This window comes from Flagellimonas oceani (assembly GCF_011068285.1).
Taxonomy (GTDB): domain Bacteria; phylum Bacteroidota; class Bacteroidia; order Flavobacteriales; family Flavobacteriaceae; genus Flagellimonas; species Flagellimonas oceani.
The window spans coordinates 2,578,969-2,597,292 of record NZ_CP049616.1 but is presented as its reverse complement, the minus strand read 5'-3'; the positions used below and the strand labels follow the sequence as shown (position 1 = coordinate 2,597,292).

Annotated in this window: 23 protein-coding genes, 1 tRNA gene and 1 pseudogene; 15 read left to right on the top strand and 10 right to left on the bottom strand. The window is 42.4% G+C overall.

The genetic code is table 11. The annotated features are described in order from the left end of the window. Positions 1-256 precede the first annotated feature (256 nt). Both GVT53_RS11965 and GVT53_RS11960 read left to right on the top strand, forming a co-directional pair. Positions 257-859 carry a DUF6088 family protein gene (locus tag GVT53_RS11965; protein WP_119648322.1) on the top strand — a complete coding sequence of 201 codons (603 nt, stop codon included), beginning with the start codon at positions 257-259 and terminating at the stop codon, positions 857-859. Beyond that, positions 852-1,082, top strand: a complete 231-nt coding sequence (locus GVT53_RS11960) for a nucleotidyl transferase AbiEii/AbiGii toxin family protein (RefSeq protein ID WP_119648323.1) — start codon at positions 852-854, stop codon at positions 1,080-1,082. The genes GVT53_RS11965 and GVT53_RS11960 overlap by 8 nt, the downstream gene beginning before the upstream one ends. Before the next feature lie 90 nt (positions 1,083-1,172). Here GVT53_RS11960 and GVT53_RS20950 read toward each other — a convergent pair whose 3' ends face one another. From GVT53_RS20950 to GVT53_RS21260, 5 genes and pseudogenes are all read right to left on the bottom strand, one after another. After that, entirely contained in the window at positions 1,173-1,625 is a 453-nt protein-coding gene (locus GVT53_RS20950) for a tyrosine-type recombinase/integrase (protein WP_240904996.1), read from the bottom strand. 47 nt (positions 1,626-1,672) lie between these two features. After that, positions 1,673-2,203, bottom strand: a complete 531-nt coding sequence (locus GVT53_RS20945; protein ID WP_205791648.1) for a tyrosine-type recombinase/integrase — start codon at positions 2,201-2,203, stop codon at positions 1,673-1,675. Beyond that, a complete protein-coding gene (locus GVT53_RS11950) occupies positions 2,187-3,227 on the bottom strand; it encodes a tyrosine-type recombinase/integrase (protein ID WP_119648325.1) in 1,041 nt (346 codons plus the stop codon). Before GVT53_RS11950 ends, GVT53_RS20945 begins: the two co-directional genes overlap by 17 nt. After that, positions 3,196-3,477 (bottom strand): tyrosine-type recombinase/integrase, encoded by a 282-nt coding sequence (locus tag GVT53_RS21265; protein ID WP_417940467.1) that lies wholly within the window; start codon positions 3,475-3,477, stop codon positions 3,196-3,198. The genes GVT53_RS11950 and GVT53_RS21265 overlap by 32 nt, the downstream gene beginning before the upstream one ends. 124 nt (positions 3,478-3,601) lie before the next feature. Continuing rightward, positions 3,602-4,216 (bottom strand): annotated as a pseudogene (locus GVT53_RS21260) (tyrosine-type recombinase/integrase); the annotation flags it as partial. Positions 4,217-4,584: 368 nt separating this feature from the next. Between GVT53_RS21260 and GVT53_RS11940 the strand changes: the two are divergent. From GVT53_RS11940 to GVT53_RS11890, 11 genes are all read left to right on the top strand, one after another. Then, on the top strand, positions 4,585-5,424 hold the full coding sequence (locus GVT53_RS11940) for a nucleotidyl transferase AbiEii/AbiGii toxin family protein (RefSeq protein ID WP_119648327.1): 840 nt from the start codon (positions 4,585-4,587) through the stop codon (positions 5,422-5,424). 613 nt (positions 5,425-6,037) lie between these two features. Then, entirely contained in the window at positions 6,038-6,826 is a 789-nt protein-coding gene (locus GVT53_RS11935; RefSeq protein ID WP_166248840.1) for a hypothetical protein, read from the top strand. After that, complete coding sequence (locus tag GVT53_RS11930; RefSeq protein WP_166248839.1) at positions 6,823-7,308, top strand: hypothetical protein; 486 nt, start codon at positions 6,823-6,825, stop codon at positions 7,306-7,308. Before GVT53_RS11935 ends, GVT53_RS11930 begins: the two co-directional genes overlap by 4 nt. Before the next feature lie 171 nt (positions 7,309-7,479). Then, positions 7,480-7,827: a plasmid mobilization protein gene (locus tag GVT53_RS11925; protein WP_166248838.1), complete on the top strand. Its 348-nt coding sequence runs from the start codon at positions 7,480-7,482 to the stop codon at positions 7,825-7,827. Next, complete coding sequence (locus GVT53_RS11920) at positions 7,817-8,866, top strand: relaxase/mobilization nuclease domain-containing protein (RefSeq protein WP_166248837.1); 1,050 nt, start codon at positions 7,817-7,819, stop codon at positions 8,864-8,866. The genes GVT53_RS11925 and GVT53_RS11920 overlap by 11 nt, the downstream gene beginning before the upstream one ends. 8 nt (positions 8,867-8,874) lie before the next feature. Next, positions 8,875-9,165 carry a hypothetical protein gene (locus tag GVT53_RS11915; protein ID WP_166248836.1) on the top strand — a complete coding sequence of 97 codons (291 nt, stop codon included), beginning with the start codon at positions 8,875-8,877 and terminating at the stop codon, positions 9,163-9,165. A 132-nt stretch (positions 9,166-9,297) separates the two neighbouring features. Next, positions 9,298-9,480, top strand: coding sequence for a hypothetical protein (locus tag GVT53_RS11910; RefSeq protein WP_166248835.1), 183 nt, complete (start codon positions 9,298-9,300; stop codon positions 9,478-9,480). 123 nt (positions 9,481-9,603) lie between these two features. Continuing rightward, on the top strand, positions 9,604-9,975 hold the full coding sequence (locus GVT53_RS11905; RefSeq protein ID WP_166248834.1) for a type II toxin-antitoxin system HicB family antitoxin: 372 nt from the start codon (positions 9,604-9,606) through the stop codon (positions 9,973-9,975). Further along, a complete protein-coding gene (locus GVT53_RS11900; RefSeq protein WP_158657159.1) occupies positions 9,972-10,109 on the top strand; it encodes a hypothetical protein in 138 nt (45 codons plus the stop codon). The genes GVT53_RS11905 and GVT53_RS11900 overlap by 4 nt, the downstream gene beginning before the upstream one ends. A gap of 3 nt (positions 10,110-10,112) precedes the next feature. Then, positions 10,113-10,952: a Fic family protein gene (locus GVT53_RS11895; protein WP_166248833.1), complete on the top strand. Its 840-nt coding sequence runs from the start codon at positions 10,113-10,115 to the stop codon at positions 10,950-10,952. A gap of 3 nt (positions 10,953-10,955) precedes the next feature. Continuing rightward, on the top strand, positions 10,956-12,560 hold the full coding sequence (locus GVT53_RS11890) for a recombinase family protein (RefSeq protein WP_166248832.1): 1,605 nt from the start codon (positions 10,956-10,958) through the stop codon (positions 12,558-12,560). Here the strand turns inward: GVT53_RS11890 and GVT53_RS11885 are convergent. Further along, positions 12,526-12,599 (bottom strand) — tRNA-Arg (locus tag GVT53_RS11885). The genes GVT53_RS11890 and GVT53_RS11885 overlap by 35 nt on opposite strands. A gap of 63 nt (positions 12,600-12,662) precedes the next feature. Between GVT53_RS11885 and GVT53_RS11880 the strand changes: the two genes are divergently transcribed. After that, positions 12,663-13,175 carry an adenine phosphoribosyltransferase gene (locus GVT53_RS11880; protein ID WP_166248831.1) on the top strand — a complete coding sequence of 171 codons (513 nt, stop codon included), beginning with the start codon at positions 12,663-12,665 and terminating at the stop codon, positions 13,173-13,175. Here the strand turns inward: GVT53_RS11880 and GVT53_RS11875 are convergent. From GVT53_RS11875 to GVT53_RS11865, 3 genes are all read right to left on the bottom strand, one after another. Beyond that, positions 13,172-13,315, bottom strand: a complete 144-nt coding sequence (locus GVT53_RS11875; RefSeq protein ID WP_166248830.1) for an SsrA-binding protein — start codon at positions 13,313-13,315, stop codon at positions 13,172-13,174. The genes GVT53_RS11880 and GVT53_RS11875 overlap by 4 nt on opposite strands. Positions 13,316-13,837: 522 nt before the next feature. Then, on the bottom strand, positions 13,838-15,610 hold the full coding sequence (locus GVT53_RS11870; RefSeq protein ID WP_166248829.1) for a M56 family metallopeptidase: 1,773 nt from the start codon (positions 15,608-15,610) through the stop codon (positions 13,838-13,840). Next, a complete protein-coding gene (locus tag GVT53_RS11865) occupies positions 15,610-15,969 on the bottom strand; it encodes a BlaI/MecI/CopY family transcriptional regulator (RefSeq protein ID WP_166248828.1) in 360 nt (119 codons plus the stop codon). The genes GVT53_RS11870 and GVT53_RS11865 overlap by 1 nt, the downstream gene beginning before the upstream one ends. Before the next feature lie 151 nt (positions 15,970-16,120). Between GVT53_RS11865 and GVT53_RS11860 the strand changes: the two genes are divergently transcribed. Further along, complete coding sequence (locus GVT53_RS11860) at positions 16,121-17,059, top strand: calcium/sodium antiporter (protein WP_166248827.1); 939 nt, start codon at positions 16,121-16,123, stop codon at positions 17,057-17,059. 61 nt (positions 17,060-17,120) lie between these two features. Here the strand turns inward: GVT53_RS11860 and GVT53_RS11855 are convergent, their stop codons facing one another. Further along, positions 17,121-18,134: a glutamine synthetase beta-grasp domain-containing protein gene (locus GVT53_RS11855; protein ID WP_166248826.1), complete on the bottom strand. Its 1,014-nt coding sequence runs from the start codon at positions 18,132-18,134 to the stop codon at positions 17,121-17,123. Positions 18,135-18,324 lie beyond the last annotated feature (190 nt).

Below are 18,324 nucleotides of genomic sequence, written 5' to 3'. Positions count from 1 at the left end.
GGTTTGCTTTCACACAACCCCCTCGAAACGGGACGCAAAAGTATGGAAGCCCCTATCGGGGTCCCATACCTTTGCGGAACGTGTTTTGTAGTTCCATAGTGTACGAGAACTTTGTTCGGTGTGTGTACCGTTGGTTCCCGTATTTAAGATATTTTATCGTTTTTTACGCAGGCAACTATTGTAGGAATAGATTAATAGCCAAAATTATTTTGTAACAAAAATTTACTAAATTTGTTACAAATAAGATGAATATGCTATGCGGAGTGTTGAGTCCAAAATAAAAAAATCCATTTCCAAAAAGGAGCGGGGAGAATTAGTGTTCCCCGATGATTTTCGGGGATTGGGTTCACCTGAAGCCATACGGTTGGCCCTCCATAGGATTGAAAAAGAAGGGTATATAAAAAGAGTGGCCCAAGGAATCTATGTCCGTCCCAAGATAAGTAAATATGTGGGAGAGGTATTGCCAACGGCAGAGGAGATTGCTAGGGCCATAGCCAAAAGGGACAAGATCAGGTTGGTACCTACCGGGGTATATGCTTTAAGTGCGTTGGGGCTTAGCACACAGGTACCCATGAAACTTGTCTTCCTTACCGATGGAGCTCCCCGGGAATTAAAATTGGGGAAGCGAAGCATAAAACTAAAGAAGACCACCCCCAAGAATTTATCGGCCAAGGGCGAGATAAGCAGACTGGTCATACAGGCCCTTCGCGAGATAGGAAAGGAACAATTAACGGACGAGGAAGAAGCAAAGATTATTGCCCTATTGAAAAAAGAAGACCAAAAAGACCTGCTTCACGATATAGCATTGGCTCCGGCATGGATCCGTAAAATTATGGAAAAGAGCTTGGAAAATGGATAAAAGGACATTTTACGATATACCCAAAGAAGATAGGCTTGCCATCTTTAAAAATGTAGAAAACAAAACGGGAATCCCCGATTTTGCGGTTGAAAAAGACTGGTGGGTCGTCCAGGCATTAAAGGTAATCTTTGAAATGGAGATAGCGGAACATTTGGTCTTTAAAGGAGGGACCTCGCTAAGCAAGGCTTGGAAACTGATAGATCGGTTTAGTTATCCAAAGTAAATCGTTATCCAAAGTGGGTTTACATAAGTAATTGGCAATAAGAATATTAACCAGTATACTTTTTGAAACAGCTTCGGATAACGATATTGATTATTTGGTGAAGTTCTTAAGCCATTCCTTAAGTTTCGAGTCCCTTTCCCAAGATCCTATCTTCCCTTGAGCAGGTATAACGGCAATATATGCGGCCTCCAATGCCTCACGTTTTTGCCTTGAATCGGCCCTTGCATAGATTTCCGTGGTCTGTATGGACACGTGTCCCAGGATATCACGTATGTATACCAGATTTACACCGGATTGCAAAAGGTGCATTGCCTTGCTATGGCGCAGGGTATGCGGACTGATTTTTTCGGGGATTAGGTCAGGTCTGAGCGAACGCGCATCCCTGGCATAAAGATTTAGGATATAGGCCACTCCCGAGTTGGTCAGTTTTCCGCCCCGATTGTTGGCAAACAACGGCCGACGGTTGTTCGCCGGGTCATCAAGACGGTTTTCCCTCAAATAGGACTGCAGCAGGTTTACCTGTTCGTTCTGCAACGGGACCATTCTTTTTTTGCCGCCTTTACCCAAAAGGGTGACATAACATGGCCTGTTCAGGTTAAGGGACGAAGGGTCAGTTCTATTAGTTCATTTACCCTTGCCCCACTGTCATAAAGCAGTGCCAGCAATGCTAGGTTCCTCCGTCCCGTTCCGGTGTTTGCGGGTATCCGTTCCAGCAGAAGTTTGATCCCGTCAACGGTCAGGTAATTGACGGTACTTCTTCTTTCCTGTTTCTTGACCTTGATGGACAGGATGCTCTGCCATTGCCCAAGGCGTTTGACATCTTCATATTGCATATATGCAAAAAATGAATGCAGGGCGGCCAATCGCTGGTTTCTGGTGGAGTTGGCACACATACGTTTTTGCTGGAGCCAATCAAGAAAGCCGAGAACGGTTTCCCTTTTAAAGTGGTCCAGGGTCAACCTGTCGGCCGCGGTCCCTCCGACCTTGTCCATATAGTCGAGCACGAGGGTAAAGGTGTTGCCGTAAGATCTTATCGTATGGGGGCTGGCCCCCCTTTCCCCGACGAGATATTCGTTAAAGAACCTTGTCAGGTGTTTTGCAAAATCAGTAGTCGTTTCCATAATCGATATCTGTTTCGGTTTTGATGGGGAACACAAATGAGGTAAGGACATTTTCCTTATCAATGATGTCCGGATGGATTTCCCGTGTCATCCTTACATATTTTTCAGTTCCCGCTATCGTCTTGTGCCCCAGAAAGGTTGAGAGAATCGGAAGCGCGCAATAAATATCCGCTCCGCTTTTTACCATTTTTTCAAGGGAGTGGACGGCACAGGTGTGCCGGATGTCATGAACACGCGGGCCTTGTTGCTTCCCTATATGCGGTATGCCGCACTGTTTAAGCACCTTTTTGAACCAGCTGTATGCGGTGCCTCTTGCAAACGGCCTTCCATTGGCCGTCACAAAGAAAGAACGCTCCCTGTCCGCAAGGCCTTCGACGGGCATGCGATCCCTATAACTTTCGTACTGCTTCATTACTTCCTTGAGGGACGGATTTATGGGTACCATGCGCTGCATCTTGTTTTTTGTTTCCGTTATGATAATCCGGTCGTGCGCGTAATCGATATCCATGTTCCTGATGGCCAAAGCTTCGCCAATTCTCGCCCCGGTACTGTAGAGTAAGCGTATCAGGGCGGGTATGGCGACCAGGGCCGTGCTCATATTGCTGCAGTTCGATATGGCCAGTCCGTCACATTCCCTGAAGATACTTCCCATCTGTTCATGGGTGAAGACATACGGCATGAAGTCTATCTCTTTTCTCTTGGGCATCCGCGGGACGTAGCATTCATGGCCAAGGTGGCACATATACCGGCAGAACTGGGACAGGACGGAGTACTTTTCGTACAGCGTTCTGGCCCCGTCGTTTGAACGGGTCGCCCTCCATGCCGCAATCTGCCTACTGGTTATATAGGTGTCGGTGGCCCCGGTTTCCAAGAAGAACCTATCAAGTTCCAAGAATGTATACCCGAATTTGTTGAGCCCGTACCCCATGGCGTCCTTCATCTTCATAAAACTCTCGAAGTAAGGGGAGAACACGCTCCGGTATTTAAATTGCCTATCCATAAAAAACACCTCCTTTCTGCTCATAAAAATTTGTGGATACCAAGGGCACGTCAAGTGCGCAGCGCATCAGGTTGTCCATATCTATGCGCAGATAGTTCATGGTCGCCTGCGTATCGGAATGCCCAAGTGTTTCGGAAATGACCGGCAGCGAAGTTCCGTTGTTCAATAATCGGCTTGCCAAGGTATGGCGCATGGCGTGGGGGCCGAACTTTCGCCCTTTGAGATCGACACCGGATGCACTTATCGTTCTGCTTACCGCTCCGTTGATGACCATTCTGTTGACAGGACGATAGGGAGCGGTAGCGGTCAGGAACACCTGCTGTAGATCGGAAGGACCTGCCATACCGCAGGTAATCGATAATGGCTTCCCCTACTTCGGCCAGGAGCGGCAGTTCCACTATTTTCTTTGTCTTGTACTGGGCCAGGCATATGAGGTTCCGCTGCCAATCCAGGTTCCCGAAGGTAAGTCCCGCTATATCCGAAGAGCGCAGGCCGAGCCTAGTGGCCAGAAGGAGCATCGCATAGTCGCGCTTGCCCACCGGACTGGAGCGTTCCACAGTATTCTCGATGAGCCCTATCTCGTCGGCATCGTATACCGAGGGCAGTTTTTCACGCACTGGATAATTGTTTCTTCCGATGACGTATTCCACGTTTCTGCCGATGTACTTCCGTTGGTACAGGAAACGGCAGAACAGACGGACGGTATTGAGATACTTGTCCTTACAGTTCTGGGCGGACGATATGAACGTAAGGACGTCGTCCTCGCCAATATCGGAAACATGGTCTACCGACCTTAATGTAAGATGGGCTATAAAATAACTTAAAATACGCCGATGCTCATTGACGGTGAGTTTGCTGCGCCGGAGTTTTTCCTGGGACGCTATAAACTCCAATGCAACTTTTCCCAGCTCACCGGGCAGTTCGTGGTTTACGTATTGTACGATTCTTTTCCTGATTTTCCCATATAGAAGAAAATCATCCAGCACGTGTACGCTGCGACGGATCGCACGCATGTGGGAAGCGCTCATTATCGGCATGCCGTCCAAAAAGTCCTCGCCGATGGCCTTACTGTAATTTGGCAGGGAGTTCCTGTGCATGTACTCCCGGATTCCATCCCGCCATAAGCGATGGTAATCCTTGATCCGTGGTTCACTGTAGCCTTCCTTCCTTAGGTGGTCTGCACATTCTTTGATCAGAAATCCGATTTCTTTTTCTGTGTCCATTTGTTATTTCTTTAGGTAAATGCGACATTGCATTCATTTGAAAATAACAAACGTTATCACGATAGTATTATCAAAAGTAATATTGGTTTACAGGTATTTATGAAGAGTACCTATCAAGAACTTTGGATAACGATTTACCTTGGATAAGAAAACTTATCATGAGTCGTGATAAGTTTAGTGAAGATATCGACCTTGCCGTTGACCGCGGATTTTTTGGATATTCAGGGGAGCTATCAAAAAAACAGCTGACCAAGCTGAGGAAAGAAACGAGTTCCTATATTTCAGGGAAATTTTATCCAGAGTTGCAGCAGCGATTTAAGAGCAATGGATTTAAGGATGTGGGTTTCAATATCATTCCGGCCGAATCAAGCGACCAAGACCCTCGTATCATAGAAATCTATTATCCATTTCTGACCAAATCCCCCGGATACATCCAACCAAGGGTACAAGTTGAAATTGGCTGTCGTTCTCTAAGGGAACCATTTCAATCAAAACCGATAAGCTCCTTTGTGGACGAAGAATATCCCGATGCCGAATTTGTAGCGCCTCCAGTAAAGGTTCCATCCGTAACCCCTGAAAGGACTTTTTTAGAAAAACTTTTTCTATTGCATGAGGAATTCCAACGTCCCAAGGAAAAGATAAGGGTGGATAGGCTAAGCCGTCATTTGTACGATATTTTCCAATTATCGAAAACGGAATTTGCGGTCAATGCCATCCACGACAAAGGTTTATATGAAACCATTGTAAATCATAGATATGTATTCACAAAACTTGGTGGGGTCGATTATAATCTGCATCGACCTCAGGATATACGGCCCATCCCACCCCCTGAGTATGAGGACGATTGGAAGGCAGATTATAAAACCATGCAAGAGCAAATGATTTATGGGGATTCCCCAGCCTATGAAAATTTGGTCAAGGGAATCCAAGGATTTTTAGAAAAGATGAATGTTTTGGATTGGAGAATGGGAGTGGAATTTCCCTTACCCAAAAGTTGAGATCAATTTGGGCAGGACAACCATATAAACGAATCAAATAGGAATAAAGACTATATAATCGGAATCCATAATGGATGATGTTTGATATGAACACCTAAATTTAATCATCTTTGTTATCGATTAAAGAATCAATGAGTTATGGGAAAAATTAAAAAATTTAATTCGGACACCTTCTTAAGGATATTCGCCCTATTAATGTCCGTGTCGCTGTGTTCTTGGATCGCACCACTTGTTTTTGAATTAGAGGTTAATGAGATTAAAGTGGTCTACATGATAAGAACATTCACTTTCGTTATGATTACTTTAATGATTATTGTTCCGTTAATTTTATTCTCTTTCGAAAAACCAAAAAAGTACAAATAGGCAATTAAAACGAATAGGAATGCCAGAAGACGAATTTTCCATACAGGTAAAGTCAAAATAGCAAGGAGAATACCTTGATGGATTTGTACGGTCTTCCCATTTATAAGGAAGAAGTTATAGACTATCTTTTGGAGGGTAATTGCGATAATCAGTTTCTGCTATTTATGTTCTCTTCAAAAGGGTGGATACGGCCAAGAACGAAGAGATGTATTATTTGAATCTTTTCCGTTACATTGATTAAATTTATACCATGTCGGAAACCCTATATAAAGTACTGGATTTCAGTTGGCCGATAGGCCGACAGTCGTTCAGGGAAGTCATTAGTGAACTGAATGGTCATTCCCCTTCCCACAAAAAGTCTGCGCTTTCAGAAGGGCAACTGAAAACCCTTATCGCGGCCATCTTTACGTATGGACTTCATTATGACGAAGTCCCCAAAGAGCAAAGGGAACTGCTGTTAAAGGCCATTCTGGAAGATAAACAACCGCTGTTTGACCTGTCCCAAACCTTTGGAAGACATCTGATAAACAACCTGGGTAATTCCGCGAAATTACAGCTGGAAGCACTAAAAAATATCGAATATGACTTTAAACGGCCATTGTCCAATGAACCGCTAGTGGATTTTGTAGAAATGGAACTCTTGGACCAGACCACCTCGTACCGGAAATGGGAATATGGCCGATTCTCCGTAGTTTACATGGCCGCTCATTTATCGAAGCATGTCGGATGGGAAAGTATGGAGAAAACCGTGAAAGAAAAGAAGCTCCTTCCCGAAGGTTATCTCAAAAGTCTTGGTAAGGAATTGGAAAATGCCCGCTATGGTCTCGATGCCCACGAACAATTACTGCTACATCTTATCGTAAAGGCCAAGCTCTGGCCAAAAAAGACTACCATGGCCGATTATTTGTTGGCGGGCTCTATAGTGCAACAACACCTGCTCGGCCTCTCCCTTCGGCTCGAAAAACTTGCCAAGGCATTGGTAAATGTTATAGAGCGAACTCCAAACATAAACAAACGCAGGGGCGGCCCTAAATTATGATTCCGTCGGAAAAACTGCTCAGCTATCTGGAGGAATTGGCCAAGGAGGAACATCCCGAGGTCAACGGCAAGGAATATTCCCGATTACAGGTCCTTTTGGCCGAGCGTTTGGTACGCGATGTACAAAATGCCATCGGCATCGCTTCGCAGAAACCGAAACTTTCCCGCAGGAGGGCCTTTATCGTAATCTTGGAAGAACTTTATTACAATGTCCCCAACTATCCCAAAGATCTTACCCTTCAAGGTATCCACAGAAGGGCTTCCCAACGGTTCGAATTTATGAACAGAGACGTAAAATCCTTTACAACGCCCATGGAGGTGCATCCTAAAGACCCCTGTACTTTTTATGAGGACAACGCACATGGCAAGGCACGCTATAGATCCGCATTAAAGCATCTCGTATTGGAATCCCATAGATACTTTGAGGTTCCTGAAGCGGAGGCTTCCCTTAAAATCCTTTTTGAGGACGTAAAACTCTGCTGAATCCATTTACCGTACAACACTCCGTGTACGGCAAAGCCCTTATTGACTTGCGATATGTTTTAGGTTTGGCCTAAGTTAATCGGAGGTCACGTAGCAAGTTGTGTTTTTGCTAACAAAAACCCTACGCACTTCGTTTGCAGATTATCTGAAATACAAGCTAAATCAATTGAAATGGGAAGACCGAAAAAAGAATTTACAGCACGAAAGACAATACAGGTCAATGTAAGAATGACCGCTGATGATTATTCCAAAGTTTCCAATAATGCGGAAACTATCGGGTTGTCCATTGCGGAATTTATCCGAAGAAAGATTACGAAAAAGTCGCTACCAAAGAAAAAGGTAAGTCCATCGGACCGGAAACTTTTTGTTGAACTTAGTCGAGTGGGAAACAATCTGAACCAAATCGCCAAGGTCCTAAACTCGGGTATTCGTGACCCTTTCAGTATTCATAGACAATTAGAAGAAGTAAAAACGCTATTGCAATACCTTAAATCAAATATCGCACACAATGATCGGTAAGATAGTCATAGGAAAGGATTTTTATGGAGTGCTGGCCTACAATGAAAAAAAGGTCCGTGAAGGGGTTGGGTATGTCATCGATTCCAATATCGAACATTCCACTTCCGTTGAAATGACGCAGGAATTCAACTTGATAAGGGAGCTACGCCCAAACCTCGGGAAATCGGTACTTCATGTCTCCCTGAACCTGCCGCATTCGGATTATTTGGATGATAAGACGTTCGTATCGGTCGGGTGCGATTATCTGATGAAGATGGGTTTTGACAACAATCAGTTTATCATGTACCGTCATACCGATACGGAACATGAGCATATCCATATTATAGCCAATAGGGTAAGATATTCAGGGAGGTTGACAAGCGATAGTAATATTAAAAGGAGAAGCCGTAAAATACTTGATGATCTGGAAAAGAAATACGGACTGACCCAAATTGTTGGTAAGGCGAATACCCAAAAATCACTTACTCAAAAAGAAATAGAGAAGACCCTAAGAACGGGTAATGTTCCGATAAAACTTGTTCTTCAGGACAAAATCGGTTCGGTAATTTCAAGGGCCACGGATACAGCGCAATTCATCACATTGTTACAACAGCAAAATATATCGCCAAGATTCAACGTGAGCAAAACCACGGGAAGAGTCTCGGGCATATCCTTCAAATACCAAGGAGTTGTATATAAAGGAAGTACCCTCGGTAAAAAATTTTCATGGAACAGCATCGTAAAACATATCGCTTATGAGCAAACAAGAGACCGTCCGGTTATACTATCGGCTAATGAAAAAGAACGAGGAACTCATAATACTGGCGAAAGAAACCATGGAACGACAATCAGGCATGAACAAAGAAATAACAGAACTGCACAAGGCACTCAAGATTCTTCTGGGGAATCAAAAGGTCATCTGGGAAAAATTGAAGGAGATGGAGTAGTCCAACCTCTAGTAGATGAAACGGAATGGAATCCGTTTAAACTCGAACTTATGGATGATGGTATTAAGAAAAAGCGCAAAATAAAGAAGAAAAAGAAAGGACTGAACCTATAGAAGATATTATGAAAGAGAACAATAAGTTACAATCTTCGGAACTAACTCCATCTGAAATTCAGGTGCTGGAGATGATACGGAACAAAAGGTTTCTATCCATTAAGTTGATTATCAAAAATGGGGAGGTCGATACAATCGAGGGTTTGGAGCGACTACGAACAGGAGAGCGTATTATCGATATGTTGAAACAACATGATTTTCAGAATCTGGAAATCAAGCAAAGCAACGGTAAAATTGTTTGTGTGAACAGGATTTTCAAGAAAAAAATCCTTCAGGCCAAGAATACCAAGAGTTGTTGACCGTTATTCATAAGTATGGAATAAAATAATGGGTTCTGGAGAATCTAATAACAAAAAAAGGTAAATTAAAGCCTGCTTTCACAAATACGGAAGTCACCTTCAAGACACGGGAGCTGCCGATATGTATGGAAAATGTCGAACTCAACAGTCGAGCCAAAGCAGAAAAACAAAGTATTCAACAGTACATGGCTTAGAACTTACAAAGGTTTTGAGGATTGTTCGGTAGAAGATGCGGAGCGAATCGTAGAACAACTTCTAGCACTTGCCAACATAGTCTGTGACCATGTCCAAAAGGTAAGTAAAGACGAAGATTAAATTTAAAAAACAGCAACTAAATAATAGTTGCATTTTAGTATCTTTGATAATGGGTGGATTTAGGATTATGTTCGTGAACGAACGAAACAATAGGGAATAAAGCGGATCAGGAAAATAGAAGCAATGGCGGATAATTTGGAACATGAAGGGTATTTCGGTTCCGTGGAGTATAGTTCTCGGGACGGGCTGCTACACGGAAAAATTATCGGAATAAACGACTTGGTCAGCTATGAGGGCGGGTCCGTTGAAGAGCTGAAGAAAGCCTTTGAAGAATCCGTTGACGATTATCTTGAAACCTGCAAGGAGCTTGGCAAAGAACCGAACAGGTTTTATAGGGGCGTGTTCAATATCCGTACATCCAGTGAAATCCACAGAAAACTTTCGATAATGGCCGAAAGGGAAAAAATGAAACTGAACGAACTGGTCAACAAGGCCTTTGATTATCTGGTAAAGAACGAGGACAAGGTCCTGAACCAAAATAAGGTCGAACAATGAGAACGGGAACCAAAAGAATGTTGACCGCAAGTGGAGAATGGGCCAAACATTTGAGGCCATTTCGAAAAAGAGTGTTCTGGAAAGCCGAAAGACAGGCCCAAAAGAAAATAGAAATCGATTCAAAATTCAAATAGCCCATGGAAGGAAAGGATCCGTTCGTCGCAACCAGAAAAAAATACGATTCCCTAAAGGAGAAATATGATAAATTGATCGTATCGGCCTTTGATGCCGATGATTTCAGGAGATACAATGAAATCCTGTTTTCCGCCCACAGTTGTGGTATAGAGGGCAATAGCTTCAGCGTGGACGACACGAGGGAGCTTAAGGAAAAGGGGTATGCCGTTAATCTTGTCAACAAGACCTTACTGGAAGCGTTCGAAATAATGGACCATTTCAATGCCTACGATTATATCCTGAAAAACAAGGGTTCCGATTTCAACGAATCCTTCGTAAGAACGGTACATAAAATATTGACCAAAAATACATTGCCCTATAAAGGCCACAAACCCGGGGAATATGCCAAGACCCAAATGGCGGCCGGTGATACGGTATTCCGTGACACCAAAAAGGCCATAGCGAACATGCCAAGGCTTCTGGCCAGTTTTGACGATGCCATCAAAAACAAAAAAACCCACCCTTTGGAGTTGAGCGCCATATTCCACAAAATGTTCATTTACAGCCATCCCTTTCCGGATGGTAATGGAAGGTTAGGCCGGTTGCTGTCCAATTTTATTCTGGAGAAGTTCAAACATCCCCATATCATTATTTTAAAGGAGGATAGGCAGGAATATATCGATGCACTCAAAGCTTCCGAGAAGCACAACAATATGTTGGCGATAGTCAACTTTTTCTATGATACATCGATCAAGAGAATGCAAAATGAAATAGGTCAAAAAAAAAACCTTTCGAAGAATTTCAACTTGGGTTTTGAGGACGGGAATAAAAGAAAAAAGGGTTTTACAGGCCCAAAAAGATAGCATATGGACTTAGAGGTATTCGAGCAATTTGCCAAGAAGGAAAAGGGAAGAATCATAGGTAAAAGTAATACGGCCGTCATTTACACCCGTGTTTCCAGCAAAGAGCAATTTGACAACAATGCCAGTCTAACTACCCAACTCAAATATTGCCAAGAGTATGCGATCAGAAAAAAGCTAGAGATAATCGAATATTTCGGGGGAACCTATGAATCGGCAAAGAGCGACGAACGTAGGGAATTCCAAAAGATGCTAAGCTATGTCAAGCGACGAAAGAACATCGGTTATATCATTGTCTATTCCTACGATAGGTTTTCAAGAACTGGCGCGAACGGTGCATATATCAGTGGGCAACTAAAGAAACAGGGAATAGCGGTCGTTTCGGCCACCCAGGAAATCGATGTTACAACAAGCGCAGGTACGTTCCAGGAAAATCTTTTCCACATGTTTTCCCACTTCGACAACCAAATCCGCAGGGACAAATCCATTACGGGCATGCAGGAGAAGTTACGGAAGGGATACTGGACGGGAGCTTATCCCTTTGGTTACACCAATGCCAATCCCGGAAAGGGGAAGGTTCCTAATTTCGTGATTACCAAAAAAGGAAGACTACTCAAGCAAGCGTTTTTGTGGAAGGCGAACGCAAATATGTCCCATGTCGAGATTGCAAAACGCTTGGAAGAAAAGGGCTTGAATATCAACGCAAAAAAACTGACCGACCTTTTCAGGAACCCTTTTTACTGCGGGCTTATTGTCAATAGTCTGATTCCGGGAGAGGTAATTCCGGGAAAACATGAAGCTTTAATACCAAAGAAAGTATTTCTTAAAATCCATGATTTGCTTCACGCAGGGAATTCACCGAAGAAATATTCGTTCGACGATGAAAACCTGCCATTGAAAAAGTTCGTCAGATCCTCGGTTTGCGGAACACCTTACACTGGATTTATCGTAAAGAAAAAGGGCCTGTATTATTACAAGAATAGGCGTAAAGGAAGCAAGGAGAACAGAAGTGCCAAAAAGCTGCATGACGAATTTTTAAACGTATTAGGGAGGTTTAAAATAGCAGATAGAAAGTATATCGAACCATTAACGGCGATAATTCACGACACCTTAATTAATAAAAATCAAGAAGCTCTAGAAGACCAAAGGCGATTGACCAAGGAACTCGGCCAGATCGGGGAACGTATTCATACATTGGAAAGAAGGTTTGTTGTACTAAATGAAATCACGAAGTCGCAATACGACCTTTTTATGCCGGAACTAAAAGCGAAACAAAGGGAACTGGAAGTAAAACTGGAAAATGGGGGGATCAATAGTTCAAACCTCAAAAAATCGGTAAAGATGGCACTTGGTTATGCCTGTAACCTGCCTAAATTGTGGGAGTTAGGCGATTTGGAAACCAAAAGGGCCGTACAATATATGGTGTTCCCTGACGGGATTGCGTATAACTTCAAAAAAAAGCTAGTTCAAACTTTTCGTGTCAATGAAATATTTGGTGCAATATCCTCATTTTCAGATAATTGCAAGGAAATAGAAAAGGGGAATTTCCATCAAATTTGTGGAAAATCCCCTTTAGTGACCGCGGCAGGATTCAAACCTGCAACCTTCTGAGCCGTAATCAGATGCGCTATTCAGTTGCGCCACGCGGCCTTATTTAAGGGCTGCAAATATATTTCTTTTTAACTTTACCACAAAACCCTAGCACACAAAAAAATGGATTTTGCATCTTACATTCGTGATATTGAGGACTTCCCCAAGCCAGGGGTTGTTTTTAAGGACATTTCCCCATTGTTAAAACACCCGGAAGCATTGCAAAAAGCGGCAGAGGCATTACTGGGTTTTACGGGGAATGCGCGAGTGGATAAAGTTGTGGGAGTGGATAGTAGGGGATTCATTTTTGCACCGCTACTTGCCGAGAAACTTGGGGCCGGTTTTGTGCCGGTGCGTAAAACGGGCAAACTTCCATACAAAACCATTGCAGCGTCTTATGAACTGGAATATGGCTCAGGGTCATTGGAAATCCATTCAGATGCCATTGAAAAAGGTGAAAAGGTTTTGGTTCACGATGATGTGCTTGCCACGGGGGGCACGGCAGAAGCCGTTTGTAAACTTGTGGAACAATTGGGAGGGGAAGTGATACAGTGCAATTTTTTAATCGAACTGACTTTTTTGAACGGAGCGGAAAAAATAAAGCAATACCAGAAAAAAGTACTGCTCCAGTATTAATCCAATGCATTTTTTGTAACGAAGTAACGCCAACCTATAATGGCCATTTGTAGTTTGGAAGCTTTTGCCAAGTCCAATCCTTTTTTGGAATAGGAGGGCAGTAACGCTTTGTTGATTTTTGCCAAGATCTTGTAAAACATATAACTACATTGCTTTTAACAAATATAGGTAAAGCCGTTTACAAAATGTAAAGGTCGATAGCAATGTAGCAACCCTTCGCGGTTTTAAATGAATATCACCGTTAAGAGTTGCACAAGAAGTGTGATGAAAAACTTTACAATTGCTATCATTTTTTGATTGATTTTAGGTTTGAAAAAACAATTATTTTATCGTTGTTTCCTCGAATATAGAATGATAAAAGTCATCATTCCAAGTAATTACACAATAAATAATGCAATTGAATACGAGATTGTATTCTTAAAAATGAGTTGCAGCTACAACTGAAACATACTCCCTAGCAAAAAGTTTTAAAATGTAATCATATTTTCAATTTTATGTATAATAGTGTAAGAATTGTAGGGGCTTTTTTATCCATTTTTTGAAAACCTAGGGAAGTTTCGTTTGAAAATGGTCGTTTTTTTGGGTTTTCGTTTGTATGAAAAAAAAAAGAACCGCCTTAAAAGACGGTTCCCTTGACTATTCAAAAAGCGCTTATGCTGTGGTCATTCATTTTTTTTGGTGGTGATCTCTATAACTCCATTTTTGGCTTTTTTGCCATATTTATCAATCGCTGCATCACCTTTTAAAACGCTCATACTTTTTATATCGTTCGGGGACATATTTTTAATGTCCTTTGATTTGGCTTTTTTACCATCAATGTAGTAGAGTGGCTTATCTTTTCCGTTATTATCAATAAAAAAGTAACTGGCATCATCATCCCCGCTGATCACTTCGATGTCATCGTCATCGTCCGAATCTTTGATGATCATCACGTTCTTGTTCCTTTTTACAAATACATCTTCATCATTATCTGTATCTATAATGGTCAGGTTTTTGCCGGTGCCCTTCTTTTCAATTTTTTTGATGGTAACATGTTTAATGTCCTCACCATCGCCTCGACTAACATGAATGGAGGAACCATCCTCAATATGTAATTTTTCAACCTCTTCGTCACTCAGCTCTTCTCCATTGACTACTACGACCCTTTTTTTACCCTTTCCTTTTACAGTGATTTCGGAGTTCTCATCCAGCGTCACTGCTCCGGTTCCCTTTATTTTACGGATACTTACTTTGTTGTCCTTTTTTGCATTCCAAAAGGATACCGCATTGCTTTCATCATCATAAATAATGGTGATTGGACCGATTGGGCCATCGGAATTGCTACTGTAATTTCCGTTCACTTTTTTGCCCTCATCATTCTCTCCGCTCAACTGTAGCGAGATCTCGATAATTTCCTTGTTATCGTTCCTTACCGTGGTGTAGCTAAAATCTATGCCCTCTTCGGACAAATCTTTTTTAATGTTGTCCAGTTCGGTATCGGTAGTGTTTTTATCAATGGTCAACTCTACCATTTTGTCATCCTTCACTGTATTGCCTTCCATTACGCTCTCAATGCTGTCCAGATCCTTGTAAAGATAATTTTCTTCGATACTGAAACTCACCAAGAACAGGCCCAACAAAGGAACCATGACCAAGGTTTTAAGAGCGTTTACTTTTTTAGATTGATTTTGATTTAACATAACTATTCGTTTTTTGATTAATGAATTATAAAATGAATTGGCCAAAGTGTATTCTTGTGCATCCACCGCCTGTTTAAGCATTAGGTATTGGTAGGATATTTTGTCCTCGGTGCGGGCAATGGCAAAATGGTCTGCCAAATACTCCAAGTTCTGCTTTACCGCACCTTTGTACAGCCATAATATGGGATTGAACCAGAAAAAAATCTTCAGCACCTCCAAAAACAGGATGTCCACGGTATGAAATTGTCTGGCATGCACCTTTTCGTGCTCCAGTACCGAATGCAGCTCTTTGGGCTCAAAAAGTTGTGGGTTATAAAAAATGTAGTTGAAAAAAGAGAAAGGCGATATCTTTCTTTCCGTTTCCATGTGCATAAAAGACCTTTCCTTTCTTTTGCGGGCGTTTTTCGCCAATTTTTTTAGGGCTATCAGTTTCATGATTAATCTTACCGTCAAGAAAGCACATCCCCCGATATATATGGCAACAAGAATGTTCTGCAACGTAAACCAACCGTTGTCAGTGGCCGCTGCGGCAACTTGGGCCAATTGTTCCCCTGTTTGGACCAATTCGGGCCTGGAAACAATCACGTTTTTCTGTATTTTGACAAGAGGGAACACAAAGGCCAAAACCAATCCCGACAGCAGGAACAAACGGTTTTCCTTAAAAAGCGTATCGCGTTTTAAGAGGATATGGTAAACAGCCAAAAAACCTCCAGAGATAAGGATGGACTGTAAAAGGTACATGAATATCGGTTCCATTATTTCTTCTTTTCTATTAAGTCAATAATTTCTTTGAGTTCCGAGATGGAAATTTTCTCCTCCTGCGCAAAGTGGGAGACCAAACTTTTAAAGGAATCGTTATAATAATCCGCAATGGCGGCATTCACATATTTTTTTCGGTACTCCTCCTTGCTGACCACGGGAAAATATCTATGGGTATTGCCGAACGCTTCGTAATCAACAAATCCTTTTTCCTGTAAATTCCTCACAATAGTGGATAAGGTATTGTAATGTGGTTTTTCACCATCGATCTCCTCAAGGATTTCCTTGACAAAAGCCTTTTTGAGGTCCCAGAGGATCTTCATGATTTCCTCTTCCTTATTGGTCAATTTTTGCATGATGTTGTAATTATATGGTTCAAACCTAATACTAATATTTTAGTTAAACAACTATTTTTATAGTTTATTAACTATTTTTGTAGTTATAATTTTTGGACGATGCTGCATCCATGCACGTCTCATATCTTATCTTTGACCGTAAATCACTGCTTTGGGAAATATATTGTTTATTGTTTTGGGATTGGCTTTGTTGATAGCCGGCGGAAATTGGTTGCTAAAGTCCGCAGTTGGATTATCGCTTCGGCTCAATATTCCCAAAATTGTAATAGGTATGACGGTGGTCTCCTTTGCCACCTCCGCCCCGGAATTGATAGTTAGCATAAAAGCGGCGCTCGATGGTTTTCCCGACCTTGCACTAGGTAATGTGGTCGGCTCCAATATCGCCAATTTGGGATTGGTTTTGGCCGTAACAGTGATCATGGGCGCCATAGATGTGCGCAAAAGCTTCTATACAACAGATTGGCCCGTAATGATGTTGGCTTCGTTAGTGTTTGCCGGTTTTATTTATTTTGATGGGCAACTTCAGCAATACGAAGGAATCGTACTGGTGACAATGCTATTTGCGTTTTTGGTGTATTTGCTAAGGTTTCAAAAACCGGCCGTTGTGGACGAAATGCCCGAGGACGATGTACCTCTGCCCTTACATAAGATTGTATTGTTTTTGGGGATTGGGGGAACCGCATTGTGGGGAGGTTCCGAATTGTTGATAGATGGCTCCGTGGGACTCGCCTCATCGTTCGGTGTCAGTGACCGCGTGATCGGTATTACGATTGTTTCCGTGGGTACAAGCATCCCGGAATTGGCAGCATCGGTAATCGCGGTATTGAAAAAGGAAAAGGCAATATCCCTTGGGAACTTGATCGGTTCCAATATATTTAACCTTCTTGCCGTACTGGGCATTACCTCAATAATAACCCCAATAACAGTAATGGACGAAGGTCTGTTGTCCAGTGATATCTTTTGGATGCTGGGGATATCGTTTCTTGTTCTTCCACTGGTGTTCTTTCCAAAGGGACTGCGATTGGGTTGGCGGGATGGGTTGATTCTTCTGGCTTTTTACGCAGCCTTCATCTATGTTACCATAAAATAAAAACCGCCCCAAAGAGCGGGACGGTTTTCATCTATAATCAACAACTAATTTATATACGTGCTTATGATACTTTTGCGGATTTTACCGTTTTTACGATTACGGCCGCAACTTTGTACGGATCAGCATTGGAAGCAGGCCTTCTATCTTCCAACCATCCTTTCCAACCTCTTTCAACGGTCAAGATCGGGATTCTGATGGAAGCGCCCCTATCGGATACACCGTAGCTGAAATCACTGATGGAAGCAGTTTCGTGCTTACCTGTCAAACGCTCATCGTTGTACTCACCATAAACGGCAATGTGCTCTTTGGTCACTGGACGGAAAGCTTCACATACTTTTTCGTAAATTTCTTTAGATCCGCAAGTTCTCAAAAGCTCGTTGGAGAAGTTGGCGTGCATACCGGAACCGTTCCAATCACCTTTGATAGGTTTAGGGTGGTACTCAATATAGTAACCATAGCTCTCTGTCAATCTTTGTAGCATGTAACGTGCCACCCAAATTTCATCACCGGCCTTTTTGGCACCTTTGGCGAACAATTGGAATTCCCACTGTCCGGCAGCAACCTCTTGGTTGATACCTTCAAACTGAAGACCAGCGTCCAAACAAAGGTCGGCGTGCTCCTCAACTAGGTCCCTGCCCCAAGTGTTTCTTCCACCAACGGAACAGTAGTATAGACCTTGAGGTCCTGGATAACCTCCAACAGGGAAGCCCAATGGCAACTGGGTTGCAGTGTCCATGATAAAGTATTCCTGTTCAAATCCAAACCAGAAGTCGTCATCTTCATCATCGATAGTAGCTCTGGAGTTGCTCTCGTGCGGGGTTCCATCAGGGTTCAACACCTCGGTCATTACCAAATAACCATTTCTTCTTGCTGGATCGGGGTAAATCGCAACAGGCTTTAACAGGCAGTCAGAGGAACCACCTTCGGCTTGTTTGGTAGAAGAACCATCGAAGGACCACGTAGGGCAGTCTTCCAATTTACCGCTAAAATCTTCCTCAATTCTAGTTTTGCTTCTAATGTTGGCTGTTGGCTCATAACCATCCAACCATAGATACTCTAATTTAGATTTGCTCATAATTCTGGTAGTTAATCGTTCTCAATTTTATGATTAACAAAAATAGTTTTTTCATTTAATTATCAATGTTTTATGGGGGTAAAATCACAAACTTGTCTTTATTATTTATATTACCCCTGTTTTAATCAGGGTTGAATGAAAAAAAAGTAATTTTTGAAGTTTAAATTATTAAATTCTTAATTGTAGATTT

What these genes read in the sequence shown, in the direction of transcription:
- GVT53_RS11965 (WP_119648322.1), top strand. Translation starts at nt 257, where the DNA reads ATGCGGAGTGTTGAGTCCAAAATAAAAAAATCCATTTCCAAAAAGGAG.
- GVT53_RS11960 (WP_119648323.1), top strand. Translation starts at nt 852, where the DNA reads ATGGATAAAAGGACATTTTACGATATACCCAAAGAAGATAGGCTTGCC.
- GVT53_RS20950 (WP_240904996.1), bottom strand. Translation starts at nt 1,625, where the DNA reads ATGGTCCCGTTGCAGAACGAACAGGTAAACCTGCTGCAGTCCTATTTG.
- GVT53_RS20945 (WP_205791648.1), bottom strand. Translation starts at nt 2,203, where the DNA reads ATGGAAACGACTACTGATTTTGCAAAACACCTGACAAGGTTCTTTAAC.
- GVT53_RS11950 (WP_119648325.1), bottom strand. Translation starts at nt 3,227, where the DNA reads ATGAGCAGAAAGGAGGTGTTTTTTATGGATAGGCAATTTAAATACCGG.
- GVT53_RS21265 (WP_417940467.1), bottom strand. Translation starts at nt 3,477, where the DNA reads ATGGTCATCAACGGAGCGGTAAGCAGAACGATAAGTGCATCCGGTGTC.
- GVT53_RS11940 (WP_119648327.1), top strand. Translation starts at nt 4,585, where the DNA reads ATGAGTCGTGATAAGTTTAGTGAAGATATCGACCTTGCCGTTGACCGC.
- GVT53_RS11935 (WP_166248840.1), top strand. Translation starts at nt 6,038, where the DNA reads ATGTCGGAAACCCTATATAAAGTACTGGATTTCAGTTGGCCGATAGGC.
- GVT53_RS11930 (WP_166248839.1), top strand. Translation starts at nt 6,823, where the DNA reads ATGATTCCGTCGGAAAAACTGCTCAGCTATCTGGAGGAATTGGCCAAG.
- GVT53_RS11925 (WP_166248838.1), top strand. Translation starts at nt 7,480, where the DNA reads ATGGGAAGACCGAAAAAAGAATTTACAGCACGAAAGACAATACAGGTC.
- GVT53_RS11920 (WP_166248837.1), top strand. Translation starts at nt 7,817, where the DNA reads ATGATCGGTAAGATAGTCATAGGAAAGGATTTTTATGGAGTGCTGGCC.
- GVT53_RS11915 (WP_166248836.1), top strand. Translation starts at nt 8,875, where the DNA reads ATGAAAGAGAACAATAAGTTACAATCTTCGGAACTAACTCCATCTGAA.
- GVT53_RS11910 (WP_166248835.1), top strand. Translation starts at nt 9,298, where the DNA reads ATGTCGAACTCAACAGTCGAGCCAAAGCAGAAAAACAAAGTATTCAAC.
- GVT53_RS11905 (WP_166248834.1), top strand. Translation starts at nt 9,604, where the DNA reads ATGGCGGATAATTTGGAACATGAAGGGTATTTCGGTTCCGTGGAGTAT.
- GVT53_RS11900 (WP_158657159.1), top strand. Translation starts at nt 9,972, where the DNA reads ATGAGAACGGGAACCAAAAGAATGTTGACCGCAAGTGGAGAATGGGCC.
- GVT53_RS11895 (WP_166248833.1), top strand. Translation starts at nt 10,113, where the DNA reads ATGGAAGGAAAGGATCCGTTCGTCGCAACCAGAAAAAAATACGATTCC.
- GVT53_RS11890 (WP_166248832.1), top strand. Translation starts at nt 10,956, where the DNA reads ATGGACTTAGAGGTATTCGAGCAATTTGCCAAGAAGGAAAAGGGAAGA.
- GVT53_RS11880 (WP_166248831.1), top strand. Translation starts at nt 12,663, where the DNA reads ATGGATTTTGCATCTTACATTCGTGATATTGAGGACTTCCCCAAGCCA.
- GVT53_RS11875 (WP_166248830.1), bottom strand. Translation starts at nt 13,315, where the DNA reads ATGTTTTACAAGATCTTGGCAAAAATCAACAAAGCGTTACTGCCCTCC.
- GVT53_RS11870 (WP_166248829.1), bottom strand. Translation starts at nt 15,610, where the DNA reads ATGGAACCGATATTCATGTACCTTTTACAGTCCATCCTTATCTCTGGA.
- GVT53_RS11865 (WP_166248828.1), bottom strand. Translation starts at nt 15,969, where the DNA reads ATGCAAAAATTGACCAATAAGGAAGAGGAAATCATGAAGATCCTCTGG.
- GVT53_RS11855 (WP_166248826.1), bottom strand. Translation starts at nt 18,134, where the DNA reads ATGAGCAAATCTAAATTAGAGTATCTATGGTTGGATGGTTATGAGCCA.